This is a genomic window from Steroidobacter flavus, assembly GCF_042651805.1.
Taxonomy (GTDB): domain Bacteria; phylum Pseudomonadota; class Gammaproteobacteria; order Steroidobacterales; family Steroidobacteraceae; genus Steroidobacter; species Steroidobacter flavus.
On the sequence record NZ_JBHSDU010000003.1, the window covers coordinates 2,201,713 to 2,227,816 of the forward strand.

The following is a 26,104-nucleotide window of genomic DNA, read 5'->3' on the forward strand; positions in this document are numbered from 1 at the left end:
AGGTTCCCCGCGCGCAAACATTTAGTAAATCGCTGTCGTCACAGGCCGACGCGTGTGGTCAGCCCTCGGACGTCACAATCGGCAGACACTAAGAATTTTTCACCATCGACATCACCTGGCCCGCGTCGAGCGTGCTGGCTTTGTGCTGGATCTCAGACGAGTACTGCCCTTGTAATTGTTTGGCCTGACCGAGCAACGACTGATAGGTCTGTTGAATCAGTGCCGTGTTCATCTGCCGGCCACCAGAGTAATAGCGCTTCGCGAGCTGGCCGAGCGCATACGTTGTTGCAAACGAGAACGCGGCGCCCGCTGTGGCACGGCCGAGTCCGCGACCGAGGCCGCCAGCGACGCTGCCGAGCAAACCACCCAGCAACTTGCGACCGATCTGTTCGACGTATTGCGAAGTGAGGCCGACGCCGGCGGTCGCGATGAACTCACGAATGTGACCTTTGTCGAGCTGAAAGCCGTAAGCCTGACCGATGCGATACACCAGTTTGATTTGCAGCGGAATGATGGCCATGGTGGCCAACGACTGTGGCAACAACTCGATGGCGCCATTCACGATCGAGTGATTGAGGATGTACTTGTCCATCTCAGCGTCGGACATCGTTGCTTGCCGGACGCCGTTATCGATCGGCAGCGGGGCGTCGGCGAGCACTGCCGCGTCCTTTTCAAGTTGTGCCGTTTGCTGAGTGTCGAGATTCAGCGCCACGCGCAACTCTTGCAGAAACTTCTGTTCGGCGGGGCTGGCAACCGCGTCGGCATCGCAGACGCAGACCGCCATTTCATAAGCGAGCTGACGATGTGAAGGCTCGCTGAGCACGGCTGCCGCTTGCGCGACGTTCACGCGCTTGAGCAGCACATTCTGATACAGCTGCGACAGTTGCGGCGCGCCGGGCTCGCCGGTCAAGGACTCGGCGATCCGTTTGATCTCCTCACGCTCGCGCTCGTCCTTGGCGCCGTCGCTAAATGCCGCCAGCAGGGCAATGGTCAGAACAGCTTCTTGCTCGCGCGCATTCATCGACGTCACCTGTTTCGTGTGGGCACTCCGTTATTTCTTGGCCGGAGCGCGCTGTTGACTCAAGGCCACGCCCCCCAGAATCAATGCGCCGGCAACGGCCATGCTGAGGGTGAGCGGCTCGCTCAAAAACACCCACGCCCAGATTACGCCGAACAGCGGCACCAGATAAGTCACCGTCGACGTGCGGGGCGCACCGATGCGATACAACAGCCTGTAATAAAGGAAGTACGCAAGGCCAGTGCACAGCACCCCTAACATGACCGCGGACAACCAGGAAAGTGCCGGAGGAGACACGCTCGGCCAGGTCGCGAACGCCAGCGGAGCGACGGCGATCGAGGCGCAAAGCACCGTGCCGGCAGCCACCGCGCTCGGTGGCAGATCGTGCAAGTAACGCTTGGTGAAATTTCCACCAAAGCCATACAGGATGGAGGCGAGTACGCCCGCGAGGGCGGCGGGCAGCACGCTGCCGCCAGAGGTCTTGCCGCTCGCGAGCACGGCGACACCGATGAAGCCGAGTAGCAAGCCAAGCGCGCTGCGTTTGCTGATCTTTTCGCCGAACAATGCCCACGCGACGATGCTGGTGAACATCACGACCGTCGCGTTACTGATCGCGACCACACCCGCGGGTGCCCGCTGAGCGGCCCAGGCGAAGAGCACGAACGGCGCGGCGGAGTTGACGATGCCGATGCCCAGAAAGCGCAACCAATGCGATGGCTTGATCTGATCCTTCACTCGTAGCAGGAACGGCAACAGGATCAGCGCGCCGAGTGCCAGACGCATTTCGACCAGTGCGAATGCGCCGAAGTCTTTGGCCGCGATCCGCATGAACAGGAAGGAGCTGCCCCACACCGCGCCGAGCAGCAGCAACTCGCCCGGCGTGAGCCAGGCATGGACCGCCGGAGCAATGGGAGTGGCCGCGGCCGAGGACCGCAAAGTGGGTTCGGAGCTGGACATGGGATGGACCGGAAAAGTTAGCGGCGCGTCGTCATCGACGGCCGGACAGCAGCGAGTTGCGCGACACAAATATCATTTGCGCCCCACGCTGTCACGGTGTTTGCCCGATATCGGCAGCGACTGTCCCGTGCGGATAACTTTAGTTGATGCCGGCCCGGTGATCGATAAATCTGAGCTAACGATAGCCCTTGGCCTGCAACGAGAACAGGTGTGAGTAATGACCGTTCAACTGCATCAGCGCATCGTGACTGCCGCGCTCGATGATCCGACCGTTCTCGATCACGACGATCTGGTCCGCCATGCGCACGGTCGAAAACCGATGCGAGATCAGGATCGCGATCCGGCCGCGGGTCAGCGTCCGGAAGTGCTCGAAGATGGTGGCTTCGGCGCTGGCATCCATGGCCGACGTGGGCTCGTCGAGCACCAGGATGTCGGCACGCGAGCGCATGAACGCGCGTGACAAAGCGATCTTCTGCCACTGACCGCCCGACAGCTCGCGGCCGTCGTTGAACCACTTGCCGAGCGGCGTGCGATAGCCGGCCGGCAATGTTTCGACGATGGGCGCGGCCATGCCTTTCTCGCCCGCGTCACGCCAGCGCTCTTCGTCCTCGAAGTGACGCACGTCGCCGGCGCCGATGTTTTCACCGAGCAGCAGCTGATAGCGCGTGAAGTCCTGGAAGATCACGCCGATACGATCGCGCAGCGCTATCTCATCCCACTCTTGCAGATCCTGACCGTCGAGCAGGATGCGCCCGGACGTCGGTGTGTACAACCGCGTCAGCAGTTTGATCATCGTCGTCTTGCCCGAGCCGTTCTCGCCGACCAATGCCAGCGATTCGCCCGGGCGGATGTGCAGATCGATGTCGATGAGCGTTGGTTGTTCGGCACCGGGATAAGTGAAGCTCACTTTCTCGAAGCGAATGCCGTCGTCGGGTTTGGGACCCCGTGTGGCTGCGCCTTGGTCGCCGTTCACGGGTGTTTCCAAGTAGTCGTACAGCGTCGACAGATACAAATTGTCTTCATACATGCCGCCCACCGCGGACAGGATCGCCGACACCGCCGATTGTCCCTGCCGGAACAACATCAGATACATCGTCATCTGGCCCAGCGTGATGCGCGTGGCGATGGCGGAGAGCGCGATCCAGGCGTACGCGCCATACAACGTGGCTGTCCCGATCAGCCCGAGGAAAAAGCCCCAGGTGTCGCGACGGATCGTGAGATTGCGATCCTCGTGATACAGCTTGTTGAAAATGTTTCGATAGCGATCCAGGAACAAAGGCCCGAGCCCGAACAGCTTCACTTCCTTGGCGTGATCCTCGCGCGCGAGCACCGTTTCCAGATACAGCTGCATGCGCGTTTCTGGCGAGCGCCACAGGAACAAGCGGAACTTATCGCCGGAGAACTTCGCCTCGGCCAGAAACGCCGGCAGGCCCGCGAGAATCAGCAGCGCGACCGCCCAGGGCGAGAAGTGCAGCAGCAACGAGCCGAAGCTCAGCAGCGAGATCGCGTTCTGTGCCAGACCGAACGTGCGCGTCACGAGCGACAGCGGACGGCTCGATGCTTCGCGCCGTGCGCGGGTGAGCTTGTCGTAGAAGTCGGAGTTCTCGAAGTGCGACAGCTCGAGCGTCAGTGCCTTCTCGAGGATCATGACGTTGACGCGCTGACCGAGCTGAGCTCGTAGCAGCGATTGGCACAGATTGAGTCCGCGCTGCGCGCCCGCGATCGCGGCGACGAGCGCGCCTTCGCCGACCACCAGCCACAAGGCGTGATTCGTTAACGCCTCGCGAGTGCCGGGCGTTGCCTGAATGGCGGCAACGACCGCGTCGACAATGAGCGCACCAACGTAAGCGACGGCAGCGGGCAGGGCGCCCGCGACCAACGTCAGCAGCGCGAACGCAATCGTGAGCGGACGACTCGTGGTCCACACGAGCTCCAGCGCACGCGTGCTATAGGCGAACACTCCGGCGAAACCACGCGCCAGTTCAGGTTTTGTATTGGTGGGTCGTCGCAATGAGCTCATGCGCGCGTCTTCGATTGCTTTGTCATCTGCAGCAGCACAGAATCTCCGGCATCCAGTGGTTCAAGAGATGGCCCTTTCATGAGCGATCCCCGGGATAAACGATCCCAGGAGCCTCCCGCCCCAACCGGAGCTGCCGACGACTCGCAAGCCGACAAGCGCTCCGGACGGATCTCCTATGATGAGCGCGGCAACTCGGTGTGGGAATGGCAGCTCGAGACCGGCGTCTACAGCCGCGACATCAGCACGCAGCGCCTGAAGAAGCTCGACCTGAACGATCTGTCCATCGCCGATACCGCCACTCATCAGCGGCCGCCGGGGCTGGAGCCCGAGCCCCGCAAGCCCGGCGGCGGCTCCAATCCTTACGACAATTCCTCGACAGCGCGCGGCAACGTTGGCACCAACCCGTACAATAGTGGCGGCAAAGCGCCACTCAAGCCCGCCGCCGACCCGAAGCGCAAGCCGACCGACCTGAAGAAGCTGCAGGAATGGATGGAGCTGAGGAAGCGCGTCGAGCAGAACAAGCGCGACGACGAATAAAAAACGACCGATCGGACTCCTGTCACGACGGTCGTGCTCCGTCGGGAAAAAACATGGTTTTTCCCTCGGAGCCGCCGCCTCTTAGGCGGCGAGGCACATCCATGTGCCTAGGGTGGCTCCGATTAAGCGATCAGTTCGGTGCGTAGATTTGATCAAAGACGCCGCCGTCGGCGAAGTGCACCTTCTGCGCCTGTTCCCAACCGCCGAAATCCTTGATGGTCACCAGCGGCAGCTTCGGGAACGTCTTCTCGTACTTCGCGGCTACGGTCTGGTCGATCGGGCGGTAGAAGTTCTTGGCGATGATCTCCTGCGCTTCCGGGCTGTACAGGTACTTCAGGTACTCGGTCGCCACATCGCGCGTGCCTCGCTTCAGGACGACCTTGTCGACCACCGTCACCGGCGGCTCGGCCAGGATGCTCAGGCTCGGCACCACAATTTCCACCTTGTCCGGGCCCAGCTCTTTAATCGAGAGGAACGCTTCGTTCTCCCACGCCAGCAGCACATCGCCGATGCCGCGCTGGACGAACGTCGTCGTCGAGCCGCGGGCGCCGGTGTCAAGCACGGGCACGTGGCTGTACAGCTTCTTCGTGTACTCTTTCGCAGAAGCTTCGCTGCCGCCGGGCTGCTTCAACGCCCACGCCCAGGCGGCGAGATAATTCCAACGCGCGCCGCCTGACGTCTTCGGATTCGGCGTGATCACTTCCACGCCCGGCTTCACTAGATCGGCCCAATCCTTGATGCCTTTCGGATTGCCCTTGCGTACCAGGAATACGATGGTCGAGGTGTACGGCGAAGAGTTGTGCGGCAGGCGGGACTGCCAGTTCACCGGCAACAATTTGCCGTTGGTGGCGAGGGCGTCGATATCGCCGGCGAGCGCCAATGTCACAACGTCGGCTGGCAGGCCATCGATGACAGTGCGCGCCTGTTTGCCCGAGCCACCGTGCGATTGTTTGATCGTGACTTTGTCGCCGGTCTTCTTCTGCCAGTACGCCTCGAACGCTTTGTTGTAGTCCTCGTAGAGCTCGCGTGTCGGATCGTAAGAAACATTCAGCAGAGTCACGTCGGCGGCTTGCGCCACCGGACCGCTGAGGGCGAAGCCGGCGAGCGCGATGCCCGCCCACTTGCGCCATGAGAACAGTTTGGAACCAGTCATGAGTTGCTATCTCCAGTAGTAACGATGATCAGAAACCCACCGCGAAGCGGGTAAACAAAGCTTTCTCGTCGGGGCGGTCGCCGGTGGCGGCGCCGCCATCGAAGCGGGTGACGTCGTAGTCGAGCGACCATTTGTAGTTCTGGGTCAGATACCAGTTCACGCCCACGCCCCACGCGCTGGCTTTGCTGGCACTGGTGGCCAGGTTGGCGAACGAATCGGCATCGCCGACGAACGCGTCGTCGTCGATATCGAGCTCGTGATAGCGTGCGACCAGCTCGATCGCGCCCCAAGTGCCCTGGCTCGGATCGAACACGGATTGCGACGTGAAACCGCGGAAGGATTGGTCTTCGCCGGTCGCGAACCACGCGAATTGCAGCTGCCAGGCGGAGTTGTCGAGCGTCGCGCGACGCAGGCCCGCGGTCGGCGTGAGTCGCGAGACCTCCTGAGAAACCTTCACGTACTCGCCGAGCACGGCGAAGCTGCCGAGCGCGTAGTACGCTTGCGGCGTCCAGCGCAAACGCTCGCCATCGGCGATCGTGCCGTTCACGGCGGGCGCAGTAGCACTTGCCGCGGTCGTGGCGCGATAACTGAAGAATGTCTGTTGACCCGGCGTTCGGTAAGCGGGAAGCAGCGAGCTCGTCGTGCTGCCGGTCGAATTCACGTACGTGCCCGCGATGCCGAAACCCAGGCCGCGGAGTGCGAAGTTGTCGGAGTTCAGGAAGGGCTGGAAGAACACACGCGCGGCCCAATCGCCCTTGGTGTCGTTCTCCACATCCGGGTTCGGCGTGTTGGCGTCGCTGCTGCTCCCGTCGCTCACGCCGTTGAAATAGCCGATCGAATAATTCACCACGCCGCCGATGATGTCGCTGCCAATCTGCACACCCAGATCGCGGTTGGGCACCAGGCTGGTGGGAAAGCCGCGTTCGATGAAACGCAGATCGTTGGCCGATACCAGCCGTTCGAGACCCACCGGCACTTTGAACTTACCGGCAGTGACGGTCGCCCACGGTTTGAAGCGCGCGGCCAGGAATGCGTCGAGGATGATGGTGCGGCCGCCGGCGAAATCCGGCGTGAAGCGAAAGTCATAAATCTTGTTCAACGTGCCTTCGAACGTCGGGCGCACGCGTCGCAGGATCCAGGTGTCGGCGGTGGCAGGCGTGACGTCGTCCGGGAAATAGCGCCCGTCGAAATGCAGCGTGCCGCGGAAGCGGGCGACGTTGGCGCTGTCGGCGGACTGAATGCGAAAGCCTTGCTGAGGCGACGCGCGCACGATGGGCGTGATTGGCACCGCGGCCTTCGCCGCTTCTTCGTTCAATTCGAGCTTGCGTTCGAGAATGCGGATTTTTTGTTCCTGCTCATCCAGCCGTTGACGCAGATCGGCCAGTTCGTCCGCATGGACGTTGACCATGGCCAGACTCAGGACCAGGCCGAGGCTGCCTCGGATTGCATTGGAAGACATAAGATTCCCCCATGAATGTTCGGAAGTGGCAGCACCGTTAACCAGTTGCGACGGCCCGAGGGCAATCGTAGGAGGGGGCAGGTGATCGATCAGTCGGGGTAACGTGACAAACGGGTATCAACCCGGGCGCGTAGGTAGAACTTGCGGACCCGAGCGCTTACCGGGACATAACCCGATTGCATACAGGGAAGTTGACTGAGGCTCGGGCGGCCGGTAATACTCGCGCCCATGATTCAGTCGCTTGCATCCCATCGCTGGTGGTGGCGACCCTCACAGGAGAGGGCCGCTGGAGCTCGCTGGGCGTAACAAACACACACTAGCCAAGCATCCAAAGAACCCATCTCCGCGCACCGATCCGGAGATGGGTTTTTTATCGCCCCTCGCCGGACCGAAGAGCACGGTTCATCGCCGAGGACAGTTCAGTGCAACCACCCTTCGACATCGCCGCAGACCTGGATACTCCAGTCTCGGCCTATTTGAAGCTCAAGCCGTTCAAGCCGCGCTTTCTGCTGGAAAGCGTCGAGGGCGGCGAACGGCTGGCGCGGTATTCCTTCATCGGCTTCGGCGACTGCCTGGAGGTCCGGCTCGATGAGCGGGGCCTGAGCATCGACGGCCGCATCGGCCCGCCGCCGCAAACCCAGGCCGAGTTGTTGAGTGCACTGCGCAGTGCACTGGCCCGAGCACCCCAGCCCAGTCCGCAGATTCCTGGCGTGCCGTTGCCGGGTGGTTTGGTCGGTGCCGCGAGCTACGATTTGGTGCGCCGCTTCGAGCGCCTTCCGCCGCGAACGCCGCTGGCCGAGCCCACCCCCGAAGCGCACTACCTCGCCCCTCGCTCACTGCTCGTCTTCGATCACCTCACCCGCGGCGTCGCGCTCTTGCATGCCGGCAGCGAAAGCGAGCGAATTGCTCTGCGCCGGGAAGTCGTCAAGGCACTGCGCGGTGCCATTCCGGCCAGCGACAAGAAGATCAAGTATTCGCCGGCCGTCGGCAGCCTCACCGAAGAGCAGTACATCCAGGGCGTGCATCGTGTGAAGGAGTACATCGCCGCCGGCGATGTGTATCAGCTGGTGTTGTCGGTGCGCTTTGCCGGTCTATGTGAGATGGAGCCGTTCGAGGCCTATCGCGCGCTCCGTCTGCTGAATCCCTCTCCTTATATGTATTTCTGCGAGCTGGGCGACGCGACTATCGTCGGTTCCTCGCCGGAAGCGTTGGTGAAGTTGTCGCGCGGTCGCGGCTCGATGCGTCCGATCGCCGGCACCCGGCCGCGCGGTCGCGATTCGGTCGAAGATGCTTTGTTACAAAAAGAGCTGCTGGCCGATCCGAAGGAAAACGCCGAGCACATCATGCTCGTCGATCTGGCCCGCAACGATCTGGGTCGAGTTGCGAAGGCCGGCACGGTCAATGTGAATCCCTATCGTAGTATCGAGCGCTACAGCCATGTGATGCACATCGTCAGCGGTGTGAACGGCGAGCTGGCGCCCGGCAAAGATGCCTTCGATTTGTTTGCTGCTGCTTTCCCGGCGGGCACGCTGGTCGGCGCGCCGAAAGTGCGCGCGATGGAAATCATCGATGAGTTGGAGCCGATACGACGCGGCTTCTACGGCGGCACCGTCGGCTATTTCGGCCACGGCGGCGACATGGATCACGCGATCACCATTCGTACGATGGTCTTCCGCGGCGATACTTATAGTTATCAAGCAGGCGCGGGTGTGGTCGCGGACAGTGTCCCGGCCGCCGAATATCAAGAAGTCCTGGCCAAGAGCGCCATCCTGCGTCGTGCCCTGGCGTTGGCGGAGGAAGGGTTGTGAGCCACCATCAAGAAACAGCGCGTTTGCTGCTGATCGACAACTACGATTCGTTTACCTACAACCTGGTGCAGGCCTTCATGGTGCTCGGTGCCGAAGTGCTCGTGCATCGGAACGACAGCATCACGGTCGATCAAGCGAAGTCGCTGAAGCCCACGCATCTGTGCATCTCGCCGGGCCCCGGCACGCCATACGATGCGGGCGTGTCGATGCGAATGATCGAAGCGTTCGCGGGCGAAGTGCCGATTTTCGGCGTCTGCCTTGGACATCAGTCACTCGTCGAAGTCTTCGGCGGTAAAGTTGTTCGGGCCGGTCGTCTCATGCATGGCAAGACGTCACTGGTTCATCACGACGGCCAGAGCATTCTGAAGAACATGCCCGAGCCGTTCGAAGCGGGCCGCTATCACTCGCTGATCGCGCAGCCCGACACGCTGCCCGATACGCTCGAAGTGACAGCGCGCACCGATGAAGGCGAAATCATGGGCGTGCGGCACAAGACCTTCAACATCGAAGGCGTGCAGTTCCATCCCGAAAGCGTGCTGACCCCGCAAGGGCCGGTGCTGATGGGCAACTTCCTGCAGCAGCGTTCCGGCAAGCGAGCGGCATGATCATGCGCCAGACGCTCGAACGATTGCTCGACCGCAATAACTTGAGCGAGCAGGAAGCCTCGGAGCTGCTGGTGGCGTTGACCGATCCGACGCTTGCTCCCGCCATGGGCGGCGCGGTCCTCGCAGCGTTGCGAGCGAAGGGCGTGACGGCGGATGAAGTGCGCGGTTTTGCGAAGAGCATGCGCAAGCTCGCGCGTCGTCCGGAGTTGCCGCCGGGCGGGCCGTTGGTCGATATGGTCGGCACGGGCGGCGATGGTTCGGGCAGTTTCAATCTTTCCACCGGTGCTGCGTTGCTGGTCGCGTCGATGGGCATTCGTGTCGCGAAGCACGGCACCAGCTCCGTTTCCAGTCGCAGCGGCAGCGCGGATGTCATCCGAGCGCTTGGCTTGAATCTGCCGCTCGATGAGCGGACCGCCGGTGAATGTTTGGGCTCGACGGGCTTTACGTTTTTCTTCGCGCCTCACTATCACCCGGCGATGAAAGCGGTGATGCCGATTCGGCAAGCGCTCGGCGTACGTACTGTGTTCAACATTCTCGGCCCGTTGTCGAATCCCGCCGAGCCGGATTTTCATTTGATCGGCGCTTATAACGTCGACATCGCGGCGTTGATGGCCGAGACGATGGCGGGCATGCCGTTGAAGCGCGCTTACGTTGTGCACGGCGCGTCGGGATGGGATGAAGCGACGCCGATCGGGCCGTTCACGCTGTTCGACGTCACGCCCGGCAAGGTTGTGCGGACGACCCGTAGCGCCGAGGAATTCATGCTGCCCCAATGCAGCGTCGAAGAGTTGAAGGGTGGCGATGCGGCCTACAACGCCGAGCATTTGCGCGCCGTTTTGGAGGGGCGGGAGCAGGGTGCTCACCGCAACGCGTTGATCCTGCAAGCGGCGCTGGTGCTCGAATTGCTCGGTAAAGCCGCTTCGGCGCAGGATGCGGCGCATATGGCGCAGGATGCCATCGAGAGCGGCGCCGGGCGGCGTCTGCTGGAAAAATTGACGGCTTTCGGCCAGAAGCAATCGGCCGCGAGCCAGGGGCGCTGATATGTCCGGCTTGCTTGCTCAAATGACTCAATCGAGCCAGACGCGGCTCGAAGAAGCGCGTGCGCGCGAACCCGAAAAGGCGTTGTGGGCGCGAGCCTGCGATATGCCGGCGGCACCTCCGCTGCGGCTGTCGCCCGAAGGTTTCGACGTCATTGCTGAGTGCAAATTGCATTCGCCGTCGGCCGGCGATTTGTCTGCCAACACCAGCGATGTGGAAAGTCGCGTTACTGAATATGCGTGCGGTGGAGCGTGCGCGGTGTCCGTGCTCACCGAGCCGCTGCGCTTCGGTGGCAAGCTCGAACATTTGACCAAAGCGGCGCGCGTGCTTGCACCTCACAACGTGCCGGTGATGCGCAAAGACTTTCTCATCGATCCTTATCAAGTGATCGAAGGTCGGGTGGCTGGCGCGGGTGGCGTGCTCGTCATCGTTCGCATGCTCGACAAGAGTCGCATCACGGCGCTGCTCGACTGCGCGGCGATGCTGAAGATGTTTGTTTTGCTCGAAGCCTTCGACGCCGCCGATCTGCAGATCGCGCGCGAAGTGCTGGCGCTGCGCCGAGGGCACGATGAGCAGATCCTGGTCGGGCTCAATTGCCGCGATCTGGACAAGCTCACCGTCGAGCTGTCGCGCTTGTCGGATCTCGCCGATAGCATGCCGACCGGCTTCGCGCCGGTGGCTGAGAGCGGTGTGAATACGCTCGACGATGTGACGAAGATCGTCAGCCTCGGTTATCGCGTCGCCCTGATCGGCACGACGCTCATGAACTCGCCGCAACCGCGGGAGCTGCTGGGCAAGATGCTCGCGACCGGTCGTCAGACCGCGATGGGCATGGCCACTCGCAAGCTGCGCATCGCGAAGGGCGAAGTGAGCTGAGAATGAGCGCCACGCGACCCTCAATGCTCGCACTCGACCTTTGCCTCGATGGCACGCGTCGCTGCCATCACGCGGAGCACGACATCGCTGCCATCCACGGCGGCCAGTGCATCCAGCAAATGGCGACCACGCGCACGGTCGAGTTGTGAGCGACAGCATGTGGGTCAAAGTCTGTGGCTTGACCACGCCCGATGCTGTCGCGGCGGCGGTCGATGCCGGCGTGGACGCGGTCGGTTTCGTATTCGCCGAATCGAAGCGCCGAGTAACGCCGCGACAGGCGGCGGAGCTGGCGCGCGATGTACCACGTGAGATCGTGAGGGTCGCAGTGATGTTGCATCCATCGCAGGCCGAGATCGACGAGGTGTGGTCGCAGTTCCGGCCGGATGTTTTGCAAACGGATGCCGACGATCTCGCGTCGCTGCAGGTGCCGACGGATTTGAAAGTGACGCCGGTGTTTCGAGCAGGCCGTGAACTGCCAGCGACGCTGCCGTCGCGACTGCTATTCGAAGGCCCGACGAGCGGCACGGGCGAGACGACAGATTGGTCGGCCGCCGCAAGGCTCGCGGCTCGTACGCAGCTGATATTGGCGGGTGGCTTGAAGCCGGCGAACGTGGCCGATGCGATCGCCGCGGCAAAGCCGTGGGGCGTCGACGTGAGCAGCGGTGTAGAAGCGCGGCCCGGCGTGAAGGATCCACAGAAGATTTATGACTTTGTCCGTATCGCAAGGGCGGCGGGCAGCGGAGCAACGAAATGAAACATTCCTTGAGCAAGAGCGAGCAGCAGACGCTGATCGCCAACGTCCAGCAGGACGCCTATCCCGACGAGCGCGGCCGCTTCGGCCCCTTCGGCGGTCGCTATATTCCGGAGACGCTGGTGCCGGCGCTCGACCGGTTGCAGGTCGGCGTCGACAAATATCTGCGCGATCCGGAGTTCCTGCGCGAATTTCACGACGAGCTGCACAACTGGGTCGGTCGCGCCACACCGCTGACCTTCGCGCGCACCCTGTCACAGAAATGGGGCGCTGAAATCTGGTTGAAACGCGAAGACCTCGCGCACACCGGCGCGCACAAGATCAACAACTCCATCGGCCAGGTGCTGCTGGCGAAGAAACTCGGCGCGAAGCGAGTGATCGCCGAGACCGGCGCAGGTCAGCATGGTGTTGCATCGGCCGCCGCGTGCGCACGACTCGGCATGCCGTGCACGGTGTATATGGGCTCGGTCGACATGGAGCGTCAGGCGCCGAACGTCGGCCGCATGAAGTTGCTCGGTGCCACGGTCGTTCCGGTCACCAGCGGCGACAAAACATTGCGCGCTGCTGTCGACGAAGCGCTGCGTGACTGGGTGTCCGATCCGAACGGCACGTATTACTGCCTGGGCTCGGCGATCGGTCCGCATCCGTATCCTTACATCGTGCGTGAGTTGCAGTCGGTCATCGGTCGCGAAGCTCGCGTGCAGATCCTCGAGCGCACCGGCAAGTTGCCCGACCTCGTCGTCGCCTGTGTCGGCGGCGGCTCGAATGCGATCGGCATGTTCCATCCGTTCGTCAAAGACAAGGACGTGCAGATGCTCGGTCTCGAAGCCGGCGGCATCGGCTCGGGGCTCGGTCAGAACGCGGCGTCCATCGCTTACGGCACGCCGGGTGTCCTGCAAGGATGTTTCTCGTTGTTGTTACAGGACGAGAACGGCCAGATTCAAGAAACGCATTCCGTGTCGGCGGGTCTCGACTATCCCGGTGTCGGTCCGGAGCACGCGCTGCTTGCGAGCATCGATCGCGTGAAGTACGAAGCCGTGAACGACGACGACGCGCTCGCCGCGTTGGCCGAGTGTTGTGCGGCCGAAGGCATTCTGCCTGCGATCGAATCGTCGCACGCACTGGCCGGCGCGAAACGCTCTGCCCTCGCCAATCCGGGCAAGCGCATTCTGATCGCGCTCTCGGGTCGCGGCGACAAAGACATGCCGACGTTGCAACGTACTCTGTTGAAGGATGTGCTCTGATGCCCGCTCGTGATTCCATCAGCACCGCGATTCGCAACCGACGCGCCACGGGTCAGCCGGCGCTGATCGCTTACATCACCGCGGGCTTTCCCAAGAAGGAAAGTTTCATTCAGCAACTGAACGCGGTCGGCGCCGTGGCCGATGTCGTCGAAGTCGGTGTGCCGTTCACCGACCCGATGGCCGACGGCACGACCATTCAGCGTTCCAGTCGCGCCGCTCTGGATCAAGGCGTGTCGTTGCGCTGGATTCTGCAGGAGCTGACGCGTGCGGAAGTGAAGCCGAAGGCGCCGTTGCTGCTGATGAGCTATCTGAATCCGCTGCTCGCCTATGGCATCGACAAGTTGCCCGAGGACGCGGCGCGTGCCGGCATCGCGGGCTTCATCGTTCCCGATCTGCCGTTCGAAGAAAGTCACGAGCTGCGTAACGCATTGGATGCGCGCGGCCTGGCGCTCGTTCAGTTTGTGACACCGGTGACGCCGGTGGAGCGCATGCAGATGCTGACCGAAGGCAGCGGCGGTTTCATTTATGCGGTGACCATGACGGGCACGACCGGCAAGAACGTGGCGGTTCCTGAAGAAGTATTGCAGTACTTCGAGCGCGTCAAAAAGATTTCGCCGGTGCCGGTGTGCGCGGGCTTCGGCATTCGCAGTCGCGAGCAAGTGCAACGCCTGGCGCCGTTCATCGATGGCGCGATCGTCGGCTCGGCGCTGGTCGAAGTGCTGGAGCGAGGCGAAGACCCGGCGAAATTCCTGCTCTCGCTACGCGAGTAAGCAGCGAGCGTCGACACTGTCGTGCGCGAGCGACGGTAAATATTTCCAGTTGATGAACGCGCTGCTACGTTCAGGTGACGTAGTGGCGCGATGGGTCCATCGTTCACTTGCGTTGCGGCCGTGACTCCAGGAACAATCCGCCAAAAGACGATGTGGGCGGGGAGTGATGGCGTCGAAGTCTCCAGGATTTTTCGCAGGGTTGTTTGGGGCCAAGAAAGCCCCTGAGCCCGCTCGTCCATCTGCTACTCAGACTAATCCATATCACGCCGTGTCGGTGCTGCCTGGTACCGATGCCTGCGCCGCTGCTTATCGATTTTCCGGTCAGCGCTTTTTGTCCCGGCAGGCGCCGCGCCTGCCGCTGCCCAGCTGCGATGCCAAGACTTGCGGCTGTAGGTTCAAACATCACAAGGATCGTCGCTCCGGGCCGCGCCGGAACAGCGACATCGGTATGGTGATGGCGGGCTTTTCAGGAAACGAGCGCCGGCAGACACGCGGCCGCCGCGCTACCGATCACTACTAGCGCTTTCCGGCGAGAACGCTGACAGACGGCTCTGCGTACGGAGCATGTCTTCTTCGGTCAGCTCTGGAAGATCGGCGCGCATCTTCAGCAGCAGCGCTTCGAAGGCCGGTGCCGGCACCGCCGGACTACAGAAGAATCCTTGATACTGATCGCAGCCCAACTCGCGCAAGTAGCCGAGTTGCTCGGCGGTTTCGACGCCTTCCGCCACCACACGCAGCCGCAAGTTGTGAGCAAGCGAGATGATGGCTTTGACGATGGACGCGTCGTCCGGATTGGACATCAGGTCGCGCACGAAGCTGCGATCGATCTTCAGCTTGTCGAGCGGGAAGCGGCGCAGATAACTCAAGCTCGAATAACCGGTGCCGAAGTCGTCGATGGAAATATGCACGCCCATGGTGCTCAGGAATTCCAGCGTCGAAGCCGACTTCTCGGCGTCGTCCATGATGGCGCTTTCGGTGAGCTCGAGCTCCAGATAACCGGGCTGCAGTTGCGCCTCGTCGAGCGCGGAGCGCACCACCGCGACCAGATCGACGTGCCGGAATTGTTTGGCTGAAAGATTCACCGCCACGCGCACCGGCGACATTCCTGAATCGATCCAGGAACGCACCTGGCTGCAGGAGGTGCGTAGCACCCACTCGCCGATCTGCACGATCAGTCCGGTGTCTTCGGCAATGGGAATGAAAACATTCGGCGGCACCAGCCCGCGCGTGGGATGACGCCAGCGAAGCAAGGCTTCAGCGCTACGAATGCGATTGGTGCCGATGTCGACCTTGGGCTGATAGTGCAGCTCCAGCTGACCCAGCTCGATCGCCCGACGCAGATCGTTCTCCAGCGCCACGCGCTCGTCCGCGGCATTCGACATTTCCAATGCGTAGAAACGATAGCTGCCGCGCGTCGATGCTTTCGCGCTGCGCAGGGCCATCTCCGCCCGACGCAACAGCACGTCGAACGTTTCGCCATCGAGCGGATACATGCTGACGCCCATGGTCAGCGAGGTATGAATGTCGAACGACGCAATGACGAACGGCTCGCGCACCGCTTCGGTAATCTTGTTGACCAGCGCCTCGGCCTCGCGCGGGCCCTTCAGCTCGCGCGCGATGATGGTGAACTCGTCACCCGCCAGTCGGGCGAGCACGTTGTTGTAACCGAGCACGCCCCGCAATCGTTGCGACAACGCGAGCAACAGCTCGTCGCCGGCCTGGTGACCGAGCGAATCGTTGAGGGGCTTGAGGCGATCGACGTTGAGGACGATGACCGCGAATTCATTGCCGCTGTGCTTGGCATCGACAATGGCTTGGGCGGCGACGGCCGCGGCGGCGCGCCGGGTGGGCAGGCCGGTCAGATAATCGGCGCCGTCACGTCGGCGCAGGACCCGCTCCCGATGCAATTGGATCGCGAACCAGGTGGCGACAGCGGTGGGGGCCGCGAGGATCGCGAGCAACGGCAAATACGCCAGCCAGTAGTGAAAAGTCCCTTGCATGTAACCAAAGCGTCGTCGTGCCCCGCCGAGCGAGACGTCTGTTGAACATATCGGGCACAGACCCTGGGGCTTGAGCCCCCTAGGCCCAAAGAACACTGACAGCCATCGTCCAAGTCGCGAAGTGTGCGCCGGTTCGCACGGCTCGTCGTCTCGATTAACGTAATGCGACCTCGGTTAGAATCGGGGCATGCGCTCCATCTGTGTGTTTTGCGGCTCCAACCCGGGCCACCGCCCTGAATATATGGACCTGGCCCGGGAGACCGGTCGCCTGATCGCCGAGCGACAGCTCACCCTGGTTTACGGCGGCGGCAAGGTGGGGCTGATGGGCGCCCTCGCGGACTCGGCGCTGGCGGCCGGCGGGCGGGTCGTCGGCATCATTCCCCAAATGTTGCTGGAGCGCGAAGCGGGTCACCGTGGTTTGACCGATCTTCGGGTCGTCAGCACCCTGTCGGAGCGCAAGTTTCAAATGGGTGTAATGTCCGACGCCTTTCTGACCCTACCTGGGGGCATCGGCACCATGGACGAGCTGTTCGAGGCCTGGAGCTGGGCCCAGCTGGGGCTGCATAAAAAGCCCAGCGGCCTGCTGAATTTCCGCGGCTATTACGATCATCTGGTCCAATACCTGGATCTGGCCGTGTCCGAGGGCTTTCAGCAGGCGCAGCATCGGGCCGCGCTGCTGGTCGGGACCGAGGTCGGGCCGTTGCTCGATCAGCTGCAGGCCGCCGCCAAAATCGCCCCAGCGGCGTAATTCCGCTGCCACGAGTCACCTTGACACTGATGCCCCCGGCCTGCAGCCTTCGGGCCGCTCATCGACCGTAGAGGATTCCTATGTTCCGAACCATGCTCCAGGCCAAGCTGCACCGGGTGCGCGTGACCCAGGCCGATCTCGATTACGAAGGATCGTGCGGTATTGACGAAGGGCTGCTGGAAGCGTCCGGTCTTCGGGAAAATCAGTACATCGAGCTGTATAACGTCAACAACGGCGAGCGCTTCTCGACCTACATCATCAAGGCGCCTCGCGGCTCCGGCGCGATCTCGTTGAACGGCGCGGCCGCCCGCCGGGCGATGGTCGGGGATCTGCTGATCATCTGCTCGTATTCTCAGTATTCGGAAGCCGAGGTCGAGAATCACCAGCCCATCGTCGTGCTCGTCGACGAGAACAATCAGCCCCGCGTGAAACCGCTGCGGGCCGCGTCGTAAGGCGCCGTTCGTATGGAGCTGGTCACCTGGTTCATCGATTTCATCCTGCATCTCGATAAACATCTCATCGAGCTGATCGCCGATTATTCCTACTGGATCTACGCGATCCTGTTCGTGATTATTTTTTGCGAGACCGGCGTGGTGGTGACGCCTATCTTGCCCGGCGATTCCTTATTGTTTGCACTGGGTGCCTTGGCGGCGGTCGATACCACCGGGACATTGAATGCGCCGGCGTTGTGGGCGATGTTGATGATTGCCGCCTGGCTGGGCGATGCGACCAACTTTCGTATCGGCCGGGCGGTGGGGCCGAAGGCGTTCAGCGGGACCATTCCCTGGCTGAAGAAGGAATATCTGGATCGGACGCACGCGTTCTATGAGAAGTACGGCGGCAAGACCATCGTGCTGGCTCGCTTCGTCCCGATCGTGCGGACGTTCGCGCCGTTCGTGGCGGGCGTGGGCGATATGAATCGAGCCAAGTTCTTCACCTACAATTTGCTGGGCGGGTTCCTGTGGGTGTCGATTTTCATCTGGGGCGGGTACTTGTTCGGCAATGTACCGCTCATCAAGGAGAACTTCGGCATCGTCACGATTTTGATCATCGTGATTTCGGTGATGCCGGTCGTGTGGGAACTGCTCCGCCCGAACAAGCCGGCCGGCGCGTAACTACTTCCGCAGCGTGAACAGGCCCGCGATGCTCGCGCCGAGTAGCGTGTAGGCGAGCCAATCCGGGCCGGTTTCACTCACGAGGAGCAGGACGCTGATCAGCGCGCCGGCGGCGGTCACTATAGTGACGTCGCGGCGGCGGCCGTCTTCTTGGATGGTCTGTTTGAGACGTTCGATCTCCGTCGTATCGATGGGTACGCGGAAGCGACCGTCCGACGCGCGTTGGATCGCATTCTCGACGAGCGGCGGCAATTGATGAATCGCCTGCAACATATCCGGCAGCTGTTTCCGCACATCGCGGGCCAAAGCACGCAAACTCCAGCGTTCGGCGACCCACTGCCGTAGCAACGGCTGAGCGGTCTTCCAAAGGTCCAGGTCCGGGTACAGCTGACGACCGACACCCTCGATCTGCAGCAGTGTCTTCTGAATCAGCATGAGCTGAGGCTGCATCTGCGCATCGAAGCGCTGGGCCGCTTCGAACAGGCTGATCAATACCTGGCCAAACGAAATCTCCCGCAGGGGCTTATTGGCAATAGGCTCGCACACCGTCCGCACCGCCGACTCCAGCTCATCGACGCGAACGTGCGAAGGAATCCAGCCCGAGTCGATATGCAGCTGAGCGATCCGGCGATAGTCATGCTCGAAGAACGCAAGAAAGTTCTCAGCGAGATAATGCTGGTCGCGCGGTGCCAGCGTGCCGACGATGCCGAAGTCGACTGCGGCGTATTGAGGCTGCTCGGGATTGTCGAGCAGCACGAAGATGTTGCCGGGATGCATGTCGGCGTGGAAAAAGTTGTGACGGAACGCCTGCGTGAAAAAGATCTCCACGCCATTCTCGGCCAGCCGCTGAATGTTCGCACCGCGACGCTGCAGTTCGGCGACGTCATTGATCAGCACGCCCTGCACCCGCTCCATCACCATCACGTTACTGCGGGTGTAATCCCAATAAACCTCGGGCACGTACAACAACCGCGAGTTCACGAAGTTACGTTTGAGCTGCGCGGCGTTGGCGGCTTCGCGCTTCAGGTCCAGCTCATCGAGAATGGTCTTTTCATATTCGCGAACCAGCTCGACCGGCCGCAGCTTCGGCGCATCGCTCCAGTAACGATTCGCCAGGTCGGCGAGCGCATACAGCACTTCGACATCGCGCTCGATCAGCTTGCGAATGCCAGGCCGTACGATCTTGACGACCACTTCTTTGCCATCTTTCAGCTGAGCGCCATGTACCTGCGCGATGGTGGCCGCCGCCAGCGGGGCGGCATCGAAGCGAGCGAACACATCGCCAACCGGACGCTCATAGGCCGACTCAACAATCGCACGCGCCGCTTCGTTCGAGAACGGCGGCACGCGGTCCTGCAACTTCTCCAGCTCGTCAGCGATGTCTCGCGGCAGCAGGTCGCGACGGGTCGAGAGCGTCTGGCCGAACTTCATGAAGATCGGGCCCAGCTCTTCCAGCGCCAGGCGCAACCGTTCGCCGCGCGAGGCCGAGGCCTTGCGCCGGAACCAGGTGTTCGGCGACAGATAGAACGCGAACCGGACCGGCCGGAACAGATGGGTCGCGACGATGATCTCGTCCAGGCGATGACGCACCAGGACGCGTTGAATCTGCAGCAGCCGGGAAAGAACTCTCAGGCGCATGCGTCAACCGCGCTTGCGTTCGAGCAGGGCCAGGCGAGCTTCGAAGCGATCGACATCGTCGCGCACCTTGTCGACGCCTGTGAGGAATTCGTCCGCTTCAGTCCGGCTGGGAGCATCGCGCCCTTCTTCTTGGAGATATTCAGAAACATTCTGCGCAAAGGTGTCCGCGGCCCGTCGTGCGAAGCCGAGCGCCGAGCGCGCGACGTTGCCGACCTGGTGAGCGGCGACATCGCCGATGACTCGCGACAGCTCTTCTTCCAGATCGGGGCGCGCATGCTTGAGCAGCTCGCTGAAGGTTTGCGCAATCTCGGCATCGCCGTGAATGTGCACCGAGCTGGTCCGCAACGCCGTTTCAGGCGCGGGGCCGGCCATGCGAAGCAACGACAACGGCGTGCCCGACAGCGTCGCATTCGGCGTGCCGTCGTGCTGAGTGTCGAGCGACATCTGCTCGCCGTTCGACTTGAAATAAATGCTGAGTGGCAAGCCATCGATATGCAGTGCCAGCACCTTCGAATCAAGACGACGACACAACGCACGCGCCGCCGATGAAGCGGCGATGTTGCGATTGAGCGCGGATTCCAGCGGCGTCAGGCGCATATCAGAAACGATAGCCGCGATGCAGGGCGACGATGCCGCCGGTGAGATTGTGATATTTGCAGTTCTCCAGCCCCGCCTCCTGCATCATTTCGATCAAGGCCGGCTGCGTGGGGAACTTGCGAATCGATTCGGCCAGGTAACGATAGCTGGCCTCATCGCGCGCCACGACTTTGCCCAGCCAGGGCAACACGGAGAACGAATAGGCGTCGTACAGCGGCTTCAAGCCCGGAACGACAGGATGCGAGAACTCGAGGATCAGCAGCTGACCGCCGGGCTTCAGGACGCGCGTCATGGAGCGCAGAGCCGCAGCCTTGTCCGTGACATTGCGCAATCCAAAGCCAATGGTCACGCAATCGAAGGTGCTGTCGGGAAACGGCAGCCGCTCGGCGTTGGCGAGCGAGTAGCGAACATTGTTCACGAAGCCGCGGTCGGTCATCGCGTCGCGACCTTCCGCCAGCATCGCCGGATTGATATCGGTCAAAACGACCAAGCCGTCTTCGCCGACCTGCTTGCACATGCCCGCCGACAGGTCGCCGGTGCCGCCGGCCACGTCGAGTGCACGCTGGCCGGGACGCAAACCGGTCTGCGACAGTGCGAAGCGCTTCCACAGCCGGTGCGTGCCCGCCGACATCAAGTCGTTCATCAGGTCGTAGTTGCCCGCGACCGATTCGAACACGGCCCGGACCCGCGCCTGTTTTTCCGCGACCGGCACCTGCTGGTAGCCGAAGTCGGTGGTGGCGTCCTGGGAAGACTTGGGGGAGTTGGCGGTCATGGTCGTCGCTGGCTGTGACGAGCCATTTTAATCAAGATCGCCACTGACCTGCGACTTCATCTGTCATCCGTGGCAGGGAAATGTCCTGGCCGGCGAACGTAGCGATATCGACAGGCTCGGGATCGGCTACCGCGGCGGCGGCTTCAACGAAAACGCGCCCGCCGGCTTTTTCGGCAGCACGGTCGGATAAGCGATGCCCAGTTCCTTGAGCCGGTCCAGATAGCTCTGCCATTTCTGCGGCCGGTCCCGGCCCAGCTCGTACAGGTAGGCCCAGGTGTAGAGGCCGGTATTGTGGCCGTCGTCGAACACCAGTTTGACGGCGTAGTTGCCCACCGGCTCGACCTGAGTGATCGTGACTTCGTGCTTGCCGAGCTGCAGCTGTTCCTGGCCCGGGCCATGACCGCGCACCTCGGCCGACGGCGAGAACACCCGCAGATATTCATACGGCAGCTCGAACACCGAGCCGTCGTCGAAGCTCACTTCCAGCACGCGGGACTTGGTCCGCGATTTGATGTTGGTCGGATGCGGCATGGCCGGTCTGACGCTACAGGATGTAACGGGTCAGGTCTTCATCCTTCACCAGTTCGCCCAGGTGCTTCTCCACATAGGCCTGGTCGACGGTGACATTGAAACCATTCTTGTCGGCCGCTTCATACGACAACACTTCGAGCAGGCGCTCCAGCACCGTGTGCAAGCGACGCGCGCCAATGTTTTCGGTGCGCTCGTTCACTTGATACGCGACCTCGGCAATTCGGCGGACACCGCTCTCGTTGAACTCGAGCGTGACCCCTTCGGTCGCGAGCAGCGCCTTGTACTGAGTGCACAGCGAGGCATCGGGCTCGGTGAGAATACGAATGAAGTCTTCGACTTTGAGCGCATCGAGCTCCACTCGAATCGGAAAGCGACCCTGCAATTCGGGAATCAGGTCCGAAGGCTTGGACATATGAAACGCGCCGGACGCGATGAAGAGGATATGGTCCGTCTTCACCATGCCGTGCTTGGTCGTAACGGTGCTGCCTTCCACGAGCGGCAGCAAATCACGCTGCACGCCTTCACGCGAAACGTCGGCGCCGTGAGTTTCCTGGCGACGCGCGATCTTGTCGATCTCGTCGATGAACACGATGCCGTTCTGCTCGGCGTTTTGTAACGCGCGCATCTTCAGCTCTTCTTCGTTGACCATCTTCGCGGCTTCTTCGTCCGTGAGCAGCTTGAAGGCTTCACGAACTTTCACTTTGCGCGTCTTGGTGCGCGAGCCGCCGAGGTTGGAGAACATGCTCTGCAATTGATTGGTGAGGTCTTCCATGCCGGCGGGCGCCATGATCTCGACGCCGACCGGCAGGGCGCGGACTTCGATCTCGATCTCACGATCGTCGAGCTGGCCTTCGCGTAGCATCTTGCGGAATTTCTGCCGCGTTTCGCCGTCGCGCGGCGTGGGCTCGGGCTCGGAGGTGAAGCCCATGGATTTGGGACGCGGCAGTAACGCATCGAGCACGCGCTCCTCGGCGGCATCCATGGCGCGATGACGCACCTTTTCCATTTCTTCTTCGCGAGTCATCTTGACCGCGACGTCCATCAAATCCTTGATGATGGAATCGACCTCGCGGCCGACGTAACCGACTTCGGTGAATTTGGTGGCTTCGACTTTGATGAACGGCGCCCGCGCGAGGCGGGCGAGACGACGGGCGATCTCGGTCTTGCCAACGCCGGTGGGGCCGATCATCAGAATGTTCTTCGGCGTGATTTCAGCGCGCAGCGCTTCGGCGACCTGCATGCGGCGCCAACGGTTGCGCAACGCGATGGCGACGGCGCGCTTGGCCGCGCCCTGGCCGACAATGTGCTTGTCGAGCTCTTGAACGATTTCTCTGGGAGTCATTGACATACAGGTGGAAGAGTTATTTCAACTCTTCGATCGTGAGATTGCGATTGGTGTAGATACAAATATCGGCGGCAATGTTCAATGCCTTCTCCACGATCGTGCGGGCATCGAGCTCGGTGTTCTGTAACAACGCGCGGGCGGCGGATTGAGCGAACGGGCCGCCGGAGCCGATGGCCATGATATCGTCTTCGGGCTCGATGACGTCGCCGTTGCCCGAAATAATGAACGAGCTCTTGGTGTCGGCCACGCACAGCAGAGCTTCCAGGCGGCGCAGGCTGCGATCGCTGCGCCAGTCCTTCGCGAGCTCGATGGCGGCGCGCGTCAAGTTGCCGTACTGCTGCAGCTTGGCTTCGAAACGCTCGAACAACGTGAACGCGTCGGCGGTGCCGCCGGCGAAACCTGCCAGCACTTTACCGTCGTAAAGGCGCCGCACCTTGCGGGCGTTGCCCTTCATGACGGTGTTCCCTAAGGAGACCTGACCGTCGCCGCCGATGCAAACGATGCCGTTGCGACGGACGGAGAGGATGGTGGTTGCGTGGGGTGATTCGCTCATGTTCTGTCTGCTTACCGCGCCGTCAGCTCTTCCGGCGTGCCCGCGGGTGGGCAGCATCGTAGATCTTGGCTAGGTGCTGGAAATCAAGGTGGGTATAAATCTGAGTGGTTGCTATGTTGGCATGACCCAGCAGTTCCTGTACGCCACGCAGATCCTGGCTGGACTCCAGCAGATGCGTGGCGAACGAATGGCGGAACATGTGCGGGTGAACGTGCACGCCCAGGCCTTGGCTCTGGGCCCACGCTGCCACTTGTTTCTGAACCGAGCGCGGGCTGATGCGATCGCCGCGTTTGCCGACGAACAGCGCGGTATTTCCTACGTCGGCGAGCTTGGTGCGCTCGAGCAGCCAGCGACTGATCGCTTCCACCGCGTAGCGGCCGACAGGCACGACGCGAGTCTTGCCGCCTTTGCCGAGCACGCGAACGGTGCGATCTGCCAGGTCGATGTCGGTCAGATCGAGTCCGACCAGCTCCGACAGACGCAGGCCCGAGGAATAAAACAATTCCATCATCGCCTTGTCGCGCGCACTGATTTCTTCGACGGTGCGGAAGCTGAGCAGGCGGGTCATCTGATCGACGTCGATGGTCGAGGGCAAACGTTTCTTGGCTTTCGGCGCCTGCACCTCGACGCCGGGGTTGGCCTTGACCACGTTCTCGCGCAATAGAAAGTTATAAAAACTGCGCAGCGCGCTCAGGCGCCGTTGAATGGTTCGAGGCGAAGCGCCGGAGCGATGCTCGGCGGCGGCGAAGGAACGAACATGCTGACCGTCGACCTTCGACCAATCGGTCAGGCCGTGCTTGTCGCAATGAGCGACGAAACGTTTCAGGTCGCGACGATAGTTGGAATCCGTGTGCGGCGACATGCGCCGCTCCACGGACAGGTGGCTGAAGAATTTCGGCAGCCAGGCGAGGGCGGACTCATCCATTGATCGACGCCCGCGCGACCGCGAAATCAGGCGGCCGCGACGGCCTCGCTCACCAGGTCACCGATGCGCGCCAGGAAGTCGGTGCTCATGGTGGGGTGGAAACGTTGCGCATCCGGGCTGCCGATCGCCAGCAGACCGAAGCCGAGCTCGCGGCCCAGCGGCACCAGCGCGGCGGAGCCGATCTCGATCGTGCCGGCGCCGAACAGGAAGTCACGTTGGCTGTCGCGAATCTGACCGCAGCGGGGCCGGGCCGATTCGAACAGGGTGTCGAACATTTTCAACTCGGTCGCGTTCGGGTCGATCAGGCGCAGATGACGGCTGTCGATGCTGGTGAAGCCGGTCGCGCGGGTCGGTGCGAGCAGCAGCAACCATTCGGAAGCGCCGAAGTCTTCCCGCAGCGATGTTTCCATCGAGTCCAGCAAGGTGGCGGCATTGCGTGCGCGCACCAGGCGGCTGGCGAGGCGATGGATTTTCGCGGCCAGCACGTCGTTGCTCCGAGCCACGTCGATCAGCTCGCGCAGACGGGATTCCAATGCCTGATTTTTCTCACGCAGCGCCGAGACCTGACGCTCGACCAGCGACACGGTGGCATTGCCACGGCTGTGCGGGAGCTTGAGCTTGGTGAGCAGCGTGGCGTGCCGCTCGAAGAAGTCGGCGTTGTTCTGCAGGTAATCGGCGATTTCGGCCTCGCTGGGCCCACTGTCAGCCAGCTTGCTGGTCACCGCCGGGGTGAGCGTTTCCACATCGGCACCGCGGACCGGTTGCTTGCTCATACAGTTGCCTTGTTCTCTCGATTCGCGTTCAAACTTCCACCGTCCCTTCGAAAACGGTGACCGCCGGGCCGGTGAGCCACAGCGCTTCGCCAGGTCCGGGCCAGCGCACCATCATGCGACCGCCCGGCGCGTCCACCTGCACTTCCGCTTGCAGCAGACCCCATCGTCGTCCGACTGCGACAGCGGCGCACGCGCCGGTGCCACAGGCTTGCGTCTCCCCTACGCCGCGCTCGAACACCCGCAGCCGGATGTGAGTCGGGCTCACCACTTCCATGAAGCCCACGTTGGCGCGCTTCGGGAAGCGGGAATGATTCTCTACCGCGGGCCCCAGCGTGTCCACGGCGGCATCCCGCACCGAAGGCACTTGCATGACCGCATGCGGGTTGCCCATCGAAACGGCGCCGATCTGCAGCTCCTTCTCGCCGACCCGCAGCGGATACACGTCGGCTTCTCGTGAAGCTTCGAACGGCAGCGACGCGGGCGAAAAGTCGGGCACGCCCATATCGACGGACACCAGGCCGTCGTCCCTCAGGAAGCCGTTGACCCGGCCGCCGGGGCTGTCCATCTGCACGCTGGATTTACCGAGCTTGCGAGCGACCAGGCTGGCGATACAACGCGCGCCGTTACCACACTGCTCGACCTCCGAGCCGTCGGCGTTGAAGATGCGATAGAACACATCGAAGCCGGTTTTAGCGGGGGGCATCAGTACCAGTGCCTGATCGAAACCGATCCCGACGCGACGGTCGGCGAGGCGGCGAAACACTTCGGCGGAGGGCAGTTCAGTGCCGGCCGGAGCGTCGAATACGATGAAATCGTTGCCCAGGCCCTGCATCTTGGTGAAAGACAGGCGCATGCGCGAAGCATATCATTC

27 protein-coding genes are annotated in these 26,104 nt (G+C 62.2%); 12 read left to right on the plus strand and 15 right to left on the minus strand.

Annotated elements, in window-relative coordinates; genetic code table 11:
- Positions 1 to 88: 88 nt before the first annotated feature.
- The 3 genes from ACFPN2_RS15075 to ACFPN2_RS15085 form a co-directional block, all read right to left on the minus strand.
- Positions 89 to 1,021: a DUF533 domain-containing protein gene (locus ACFPN2_RS15075; protein ID WP_380597890.1), complete on the minus strand. Its 933-nt coding sequence runs from the start codon at positions 1,019 to 1,021 to the stop codon at positions 89 to 91.
- A gap of 30 nt (positions 1,022 to 1,051) precedes the next feature.
- On the minus strand, positions 1,052 to 1,975 hold the full coding sequence (locus tag ACFPN2_RS15080; RefSeq protein ID WP_380597891.1) for a DMT family transporter: 924 nt from the start codon (positions 1,973 to 1,975) through the stop codon (positions 1,052 to 1,054).
- A 175-nt stretch (positions 1,976 to 2,150) separates the two neighbouring features.
- Entirely contained in the window at positions 2,151 to 3,995 is a 1,845-nt protein-coding gene (locus ACFPN2_RS15085) for an ABC transporter ATP-binding protein (RefSeq protein WP_380597893.1), read from the minus strand.
- A gap of 78 nt (positions 3,996 to 4,073) precedes the next feature.
- Here ACFPN2_RS15085 and ACFPN2_RS15090 point away from each other — a divergent pair, with 78 nt between their 5' ends.
- A complete protein-coding gene (locus ACFPN2_RS15090) occupies positions 4,074 to 4,532 on the plus strand; it encodes a hypothetical protein (protein ID WP_380597895.1) in 459 nt (152 codons plus the stop codon).
- Between the two features lie 130 nt (positions 4,533 to 4,662).
- Here ACFPN2_RS15090 and ACFPN2_RS15095 read toward each other — a convergent pair whose 3' ends face one another.
- Entirely contained in the window at positions 4,663 to 5,685 is a 1,023-nt protein-coding gene (locus ACFPN2_RS15095; RefSeq protein WP_380597897.1) for a sulfate ABC transporter substrate-binding protein, read from the minus strand.
- A gap of 28 nt (positions 5,686 to 5,713) precedes the next feature.
- Positions 5,714 to 7,144, minus strand: a complete 1,431-nt coding sequence (locus ACFPN2_RS15100) for an OprO/OprP family phosphate-selective porin (RefSeq protein ID WP_380597899.1) — start codon at positions 7,142 to 7,144, stop codon at positions 5,714 to 5,716.
- Positions 7,145 to 7,566: 422 nt separating this feature from the next.
- Here ACFPN2_RS15100 and ACFPN2_RS15105 point away from each other — a divergent pair, with 422 nt between their 5' ends.
- The 8 genes from ACFPN2_RS15105 to trpA are packed head-to-tail and all read left to right on the plus strand — an operon-like array spanning position 7,567 to position 14,236.
- Positions 7,567 to 8,952, plus strand: a complete 1,386-nt coding sequence (locus tag ACFPN2_RS15105; protein WP_380597901.1) for an anthranilate synthase component I family protein — start codon at positions 7,567 to 7,569, stop codon at positions 8,950 to 8,952.
- The gene (locus ACFPN2_RS15110) at positions 8,949 to 9,557 is read left to right on the plus strand and encodes an anthranilate synthase component II (RefSeq protein ID WP_380597903.1); all 609 of its coding nucleotides are present in this window, start codon (positions 8,949 to 8,951) and stop codon (positions 9,555 to 9,557) included. The genes ACFPN2_RS15105 and ACFPN2_RS15110 overlap by 4 nt, the downstream gene beginning before the upstream one ends.
- Complete coding sequence (gene trpD / locus ACFPN2_RS15115) at positions 9,554 to 10,597, plus strand: anthranilate phosphoribosyltransferase (RefSeq protein ID WP_380597905.1); 1,044 nt, start codon at positions 9,554 to 9,556, stop codon at positions 10,595 to 10,597. Before ACFPN2_RS15110 ends, trpD begins: the two co-directional genes overlap by 4 nt.
- A 1-nt stretch (position 10,598) precedes the next feature.
- Complete coding sequence (locus ACFPN2_RS15120) at positions 10,599 to 11,471, plus strand: indole-3-glycerol phosphate synthase TrpC (RefSeq protein ID WP_380597907.1); 873 nt, start codon at positions 10,599 to 10,601, stop codon at positions 11,469 to 11,471.
- Between the two features lie 2 nt (positions 11,472 to 11,473).
- Positions 11,474 to 11,620, plus strand: a complete 147-nt coding sequence (locus ACFPN2_RS15125) for a hypothetical protein (protein WP_380597909.1) — start codon at positions 11,474 to 11,476, stop codon at positions 11,618 to 11,620.
- Positions 11,621 to 11,628: 8 nt separating this feature from the next.
- Positions 11,629 to 12,225, plus strand: coding sequence for a phosphoribosylanthranilate isomerase (locus ACFPN2_RS15130; protein WP_380597911.1), 597 nt, complete (start codon positions 11,629 to 11,631; stop codon positions 12,223 to 12,225).
- Entirely contained in the window at positions 12,222 to 13,466 is a 1,245-nt protein-coding gene (gene trpB / locus ACFPN2_RS15135; protein WP_380597913.1) for a tryptophan synthase subunit beta, read from the plus strand. The genes ACFPN2_RS15130 and trpB overlap by 4 nt, the downstream gene beginning before the upstream one ends.
- Complete coding sequence (gene trpA / locus ACFPN2_RS15140; protein ID WP_380597914.1) at positions 13,466 to 14,236, plus strand: tryptophan synthase subunit alpha; 771 nt, start codon at positions 13,466 to 13,468, stop codon at positions 14,234 to 14,236. Before trpB ends, trpA begins: the two co-directional genes overlap by 1 nt.
- A gap of 503 nt (positions 14,237 to 14,739) precedes the next feature.
- On the opposite strand, the gene ACFPN2_RS15145 is transcribed toward trpA, so the two are convergent.
- Positions 14,740 to 16,236, minus strand: coding sequence for a putative bifunctional diguanylate cyclase/phosphodiesterase (locus ACFPN2_RS15145; RefSeq protein WP_380597916.1), 1,497 nt, complete (start codon positions 16,234 to 16,236; stop codon positions 14,740 to 14,742).
- Positions 16,237 to 16,423: 187 nt separating this feature from the next.
- Between ACFPN2_RS15145 and ACFPN2_RS15150 the strand changes: the two genes are divergently transcribed.
- The 3 genes from ACFPN2_RS15150 (at position 16,424) to ACFPN2_RS15160 (ending at position 18,099) form a co-directional block, all read left to right on the plus strand.
- The gene (locus ACFPN2_RS15150; RefSeq protein WP_380597918.1) at positions 16,424 to 16,984 is read left to right on the plus strand and encodes an LOG family protein; all 561 of its coding nucleotides are present in this window, start codon (positions 16,424 to 16,426) and stop codon (positions 16,982 to 16,984) included.
- 80 nt (positions 16,985 to 17,064) lie between these two features.
- Entirely contained in the window at positions 17,065 to 17,436 is a 372-nt protein-coding gene (gene panD, locus ACFPN2_RS15155) for an aspartate 1-decarboxylase (RefSeq protein WP_380597920.1), read from the plus strand.
- Between the two features lie 12 nt (positions 17,437 to 17,448).
- Positions 17,449 to 18,099, plus strand: a complete 651-nt coding sequence (locus ACFPN2_RS15160) for a DedA family protein (RefSeq protein ID WP_380597922.1) — start codon at positions 17,449 to 17,451, stop codon at positions 18,097 to 18,099.
- Here the strand turns inward: ACFPN2_RS15160 and ubiB are convergent, their stop codons facing one another.
- The 9 genes from ubiB to dapF all read right to left on the minus strand — a co-directional run bounded on the left by ubiB (position 18,100) and on the right by dapF (position 26,080).
- Complete coding sequence (ubiB, locus tag ACFPN2_RS15165) at positions 18,100 to 19,737, minus strand: ubiquinone biosynthesis regulatory protein kinase UbiB (protein ID WP_380597923.1); 1,638 nt, start codon at positions 19,735 to 19,737, stop codon at positions 18,100 to 18,102.
- Between the two features lie 3 nt (positions 19,738 to 19,740).
- The gene (locus ACFPN2_RS15170; protein WP_380597925.1) at positions 19,741 to 20,334 is read right to left on the minus strand and encodes a ubiquinone biosynthesis accessory factor UbiJ; all 594 of its coding nucleotides are present in this window, start codon (positions 20,332 to 20,334) and stop codon (positions 19,741 to 19,743) included.
- 1 nt (position 20,335) lies between these two features.
- A complete protein-coding gene (ubiE, locus tag ACFPN2_RS15175) occupies positions 20,336 to 21,106 on the minus strand; it encodes a bifunctional demethylmenaquinone methyltransferase/2-methoxy-6-polyprenyl-1,4-benzoquinol methylase UbiE (RefSeq protein WP_380597927.1) in 771 nt (256 codons plus the stop codon).
- A 126-nt stretch (positions 21,107 to 21,232) separates the two neighbouring features.
- Positions 21,233 to 21,637, minus strand: a complete 405-nt coding sequence (locus tag ACFPN2_RS15180) for a gamma-butyrobetaine hydroxylase family protein (RefSeq protein WP_380597929.1) — start codon at positions 21,635 to 21,637, stop codon at positions 21,233 to 21,235.
- A 13-nt stretch (positions 21,638 to 21,650) separates the two neighbouring features.
- Entirely contained in the window at positions 21,651 to 22,979 is a 1,329-nt protein-coding gene (hslU, locus tag ACFPN2_RS15185; protein WP_380597931.1) for an ATP-dependent protease ATPase subunit HslU, read from the minus strand.
- Positions 22,980 to 22,998: 19 nt separating this feature from the next.
- Complete coding sequence (hslV, locus tag ACFPN2_RS15190; RefSeq protein WP_380597933.1) at positions 22,999 to 23,535, minus strand: ATP-dependent protease subunit HslV; 537 nt, start codon at positions 23,533 to 23,535, stop codon at positions 22,999 to 23,001.
- A 22-nt stretch (positions 23,536 to 23,557) separates the two neighbouring features.
- The gene (gene xerC, locus ACFPN2_RS15195) at positions 23,558 to 24,460 is read right to left on the minus strand and encodes a tyrosine recombinase XerC (RefSeq protein ID WP_380597935.1); all 903 of its coding nucleotides are present in this window, start codon (positions 24,458 to 24,460) and stop codon (positions 23,558 to 23,560) included.
- A 26-nt stretch (positions 24,461 to 24,486) separates the two neighbouring features.
- The gene (locus ACFPN2_RS15200) at positions 24,487 to 25,233 is read right to left on the minus strand and encodes a DUF484 family protein (RefSeq protein ID WP_380597937.1); all 747 of its coding nucleotides are present in this window, start codon (positions 25,231 to 25,233) and stop codon (positions 24,487 to 24,489) included.
- 28 nt (positions 25,234 to 25,261) lie between these two features.
- Positions 25,262 to 26,080 carry a diaminopimelate epimerase gene (gene dapF / locus ACFPN2_RS15205; RefSeq protein ID WP_380600139.1) on the minus strand — a complete coding sequence of 273 codons (819 nt, stop codon included), beginning with the start codon at positions 26,078 to 26,080 and terminating at the stop codon, positions 25,262 to 25,264.
- Positions 26,081 to 26,104: the final 24 nt, after the last annotated feature.